This window comes from Candidatus Protofrankia californiensis, from assembly GCF_900634765.1.
GTDB lineage: Bacteria > Actinomycetota > Actinomycetes > Frankiales > Frankiaceae > Protofrankia > Protofrankia californiensis.
This window is the reverse complement of sequence record NZ_CAAAFT010000445.1, coordinates 1-3,164: the sequence shown is the minus strand read 5'-3', so window position 1 is coordinate 3,164 and position 3,164 is coordinate 1. Positions and strand designations below refer to the sequence as shown.

Below are 3,164 nucleotides of genomic sequence, written 5' to 3'. Positions count from 1 at the left end.
AGCCTACGTTGGTTCGAACCCAACACCTGCCACCACCCCCGCACCATCCTGGAACCCCAGGTCAGCACTCCCGTCGCGTATCGACGGGGCCGCTGTCGTCTGCACGGTTGTTCGCGGCTTATCCCGGTCATCGCTGACTGCGCGTGCACAGCGCATGCACGCGATCATCAGTCGCTATCGAGACGCAGCGCCGCCTTGATTTAGGTCGTGGTCTCGCCGAACACGGTCGGGTCACCGGCGGCGATACGGGCACGGTCGACGTCGACACCGGCCTGGATCTCGGGGTTGGCGCACAGCACGGCCTGGGGCCACCAGCGGTCGACGACCCGCTGTAGCGGGGCCAGGTCGATGGCGTCGTCCGCGGCGACGATGGCGGCGTGGAATTCGGCCTCGAACTCGGCGCGGCGGGCGGGGTTGAGCGCGGCGCGGACCGCTGGGGCAGTGCGCTCGACGCGCTGACGGACGGCGTAGGGCGGCATCGTCACATCCGTGCTCATCCACCCATGATGCGACCATCACCCTGCCTGTACGCCTCCGGCCGGCCCGCGTGCCGTCCGCCCCCGGTGAGCCAGACCGGGGCAATCTCGGCCGGATATGTGACCGGACGGTGGCCAGCGTTGTTCTCCGGCTGGGCGTGAAAATGTGGTGATGGTGACGTTCACGATTAATCTTCTGGTGGTCTACACCGCTGACCTTGATGCCTGCGGGGAGTTCTACGGACGGCTTGGGCTGCGGTTCACGCGGGAACGTCACGGGTCGGGGCCCGAGCATCTGGCCGCGACCCTCGCGGACGGCAGCGTGCTGGAGCTGTACCCCGCTCGATCGGGAGTGCCGACCGGCCGTCTGCGGCTGGGCCTCACGGTGGATCCGGGTACGACTGATCCCCCGCTGCCGCCCGGCCGTCATGTTCTGCAGGATCCCGACGGGCGCACGGTGGACCTTCAGGTGGGTATCCGGTAGCCGACCACGGCGGCACCGTGAACGAGGGCTTCTTTACCGTCGTGGTAAGGACGTCGTTCCGGTACGGACGTCTGTTTCCACCCCTGGTACAGGCGTCGGGCTGTATTAGAGTCCGCAGGCATGGGTGACATCGGCACGCTTGCCGCCCGCGTCCGGGCTGCGTCCCATCTGACCGGTCAGTTTCTGCTGCGCTCCGGTCGGACCAGCGGCGAGTACTTCGACAAGTACCTGTTCGAGGCCGACCCGGTGCTGCTCGCCGACATCGTCGACGCGATGCGACCGTTGCTGCCCGTGGACGTTGACGTGCTGGCCGGTCTCGAGCTCGGCGGAATCCCGCTGGTCACGTTGCTGTCCCAGCGTACGGGACGGCCGGCTCGGTTCGTCCGCAAGAAGGCCAAGGAGTACGGCACCTGCCGCACCGCCGAGGGCGGAGATGTCGAGGGCCTGCGGGTCGTCCTCGTGGAGGACGTGGTGACCAGCGGCGGCGCCGTTGTGGAAGCGGCCCGGGTCCTGTGGGAGCAGGGTGCGATCGTCGAGGACGTCCTGTGTGTGATCGACCGTCAGGAGGGTGGCCGGGACAGCCTTGCCGCGCTCGGTCTCACCCTGCGTGCGGTCCTCACCCGTGCCGAGCTGGACGCCGTCGCCTGAGCCCTGTCGCCACTGTCGCCATCCTCAAGTCCCTGAGGCCTGTTGCCATGCCGTTGCTGTTCGTCTACGGCACCCTGTGCTTTGCGGAGGTTGCCCACGCCCTGCTCGGCCGGCGGCCGTGTTCGCAGCCGGCCGCGGTTGCCGGTTGGCGGGCGGCGGCGCTGCCCGGTCGGGTCTATCCCGGTCTGGTTCCGGACGCCGTGACAACGGCGGTGGTGGCCGGACGCGTACTGTCAGATCTCACTCTGCGGGAGCGGACCGTTCTCGACGTCTTCGAAGGCGATGAGTACGAGGTGCGGCGCCTCGCGCTTACCGACGGGCGATCGGCATCCGCCTATGCCTGGCGTGACGTTGCGTCCGCCTTGGACGAAACCTGGGACGCGGAAGCGTTCGCCGCGGCCCACCTGTCGGCATTCATATGGCGCTGCTGTCGTTCCTGACCGAGAACAACGGTCCTTCCGCGCAATTTTCTCCTTTCCGACACCTTCCTTTCCAGCGTCCTTCTTTTTCCTGACAGAGCGAATCTCATGACGTGGCGAACCGCCTTTCCGCGGCCGGACGTGAGCGATCGACGCCGGCGTCCAACCCTCTGAAAGAGGGCCGGAACGCCGCCGTCGTCGAGCTCCTGCTGTTCGCTCCCCGGTGTTCAGCGAGTTGGCACATCAGGGCCGGGCCGGGTGCTTCCCGCGGTGGACCGGGAAGGTCCGGTGTATTCCGGTCGGTCCGTGGGGGTCTCGATCCGGCCGGTTTCGGGATAGGGCTCGTAGGAGCCGCGCAACGGCGCGTCGTACCTGGTCAGCGCATAGATCACGAGTACGTCGAGCGCGATGACGACGACTGCCCACACTGGGAAGACCGCGAGGAAGGCCAGGTGCGCGACCGCGTTGATCACACAGATTGCGATTGCCGCCCAGCGGGCCCACTGCTTGCCCGTGAGCAGACCCGCGGCGACGGCGATCTCGACGACGCCCATGGCTATCAGCAGCCAGCCCCAGAAGTTCAGGTCCTGGTAGATGATCGTACCGTTTTCGCCGACAAGGTACGCGTAGTTGTCGAGAGCGGCAATTCCATAGATGAGATTGTGGAAGCCCGCGATGAAGATGATGATCGTGGCGAACACCAGCCATCCGCCGGTGCGTACTGACCGTGCCGGTTCCATTGAATCCTCCCTGGAGCGTGGCGGGACGCTTGGCGACCCGGGACCCAAAGGCCTCCGGCGGCGTGGGAAGAACATGATCGCGCTGCCCTTGGCCGGCTAGCCCACTTGGCCATGCCCTCCGTGTGCCCTCCGCATGCCTGCGCGTGCCCCGGACATGCCCGGTCTACATTCCGGCCTGGGAGTGCTCCTTGACGGGAAGTCATATCCGGGCAGGCGAGATCCGGCGATGTCCACCGATGGTGATATGTAGTCACAGCAGGCGATCGGGCGACCAGGCGATTCGGATCAGGAGGGAACGCCCAGCTCCCCGGACCACCAGTTCCCCGGGACATTCGGGATACCAGGGATACCAGGGATACCAGGGACGTTAGGGACGTTAGGGACGGATGATGATGAC

At 66.6% G+C, this 3,164-nt stretch carries 5 protein-coding genes; 3 read left to right on the top strand and 2 right to left on the bottom strand.

Going from position 1 to position 3,164, the window contains the following annotated elements; all coding sequences use genetic code 11:
* Positions 1-200: 200 nt before the first annotated feature.
* Positions 201-479: a DUF6247 family protein gene (locus DD1DGNOD_RS23170; protein ID WP_241255935.1), complete on the bottom strand. Its 279-nt coding sequence runs from the start codon at positions 477-479 to the stop codon at positions 201-203.
* A gap of 169 nt (positions 480-648) precedes the next feature.
* Here DD1DGNOD_RS23170 and DD1DGNOD_RS23165 point away from each other — a divergent pair, with 169 nt between their 5' ends.
* The 3 genes from DD1DGNOD_RS23165 to DD1DGNOD_RS23155 all read left to right on the top strand — a co-directional run bounded on the left by DD1DGNOD_RS23165 (position 649) and on the right by DD1DGNOD_RS23155 (position 2,048).
* Positions 649-960, top strand: coding sequence for a VOC family protein (locus DD1DGNOD_RS23165; RefSeq protein ID WP_131771024.1), 312 nt, complete (start codon positions 649-651; stop codon positions 958-960).
* A 120-nt stretch (positions 961-1,080) separates the two neighbouring features.
* Complete coding sequence (pyrE, locus tag DD1DGNOD_RS23160; RefSeq protein ID WP_131768554.1) at positions 1,081-1,608, top strand: orotate phosphoribosyltransferase; 528 nt, start codon at positions 1,081-1,083, stop codon at positions 1,606-1,608.
* 47 nt (positions 1,609-1,655) lie between these two features.
* Positions 1,656-2,048 carry a gamma-glutamylcyclotransferase family protein gene (locus DD1DGNOD_RS23155; protein WP_131768553.1) on the top strand — a complete coding sequence of 131 codons (393 nt, stop codon included), beginning with the start codon at positions 1,656-1,658 and terminating at the stop codon, positions 2,046-2,048.
* A 206-nt stretch (positions 2,049-2,254) separates the two neighbouring features.
* On the opposite strand, the gene DD1DGNOD_RS23150 is transcribed toward DD1DGNOD_RS23155, so the two are convergent.
* On the bottom strand, positions 2,255-2,767 hold the full coding sequence (locus DD1DGNOD_RS23150) for a DUF7144 family membrane protein (protein ID WP_131768552.1): 513 nt from the start codon (positions 2,765-2,767) through the stop codon (positions 2,255-2,257).
* Positions 2,768-3,164: the final 397 nt, after the last annotated feature.

Excerpts from the sequence above, each read along its gene's own strand:
- pyrE (WP_131768554.1), top strand. The coding sequence starts at position 1,081 with ATGGGTGACATCGGCACGCTTGCCGCCCGCGTCCGGGCTGCGTCCCAT.
- DD1DGNOD_RS23150 (WP_131768552.1), bottom strand. The coding sequence starts at position 2,767 with ATGGAACCGGCACGGTCAGTACGCACCGGCGGATGGCTGGTGTTCGCC.
- DD1DGNOD_RS23155 (WP_131768553.1), top strand. The coding sequence starts at position 1,656 with ATGCCGTTGCTGTTCGTCTACGGCACCCTGTGCTTTGCGGAGGTTGCC.
- DD1DGNOD_RS23170 (WP_241255935.1), bottom strand. The coding sequence starts at position 479 with ATGCCGCCCTACGCCGTCCGTCAGCGCGTCGAGCGCACTGCCCCAGCG.
- DD1DGNOD_RS23165 (WP_131771024.1), top strand. The coding sequence starts at position 649 with ATGGTGACGTTCACGATTAATCTTCTGGTGGTCTACACCGCTGACCTT.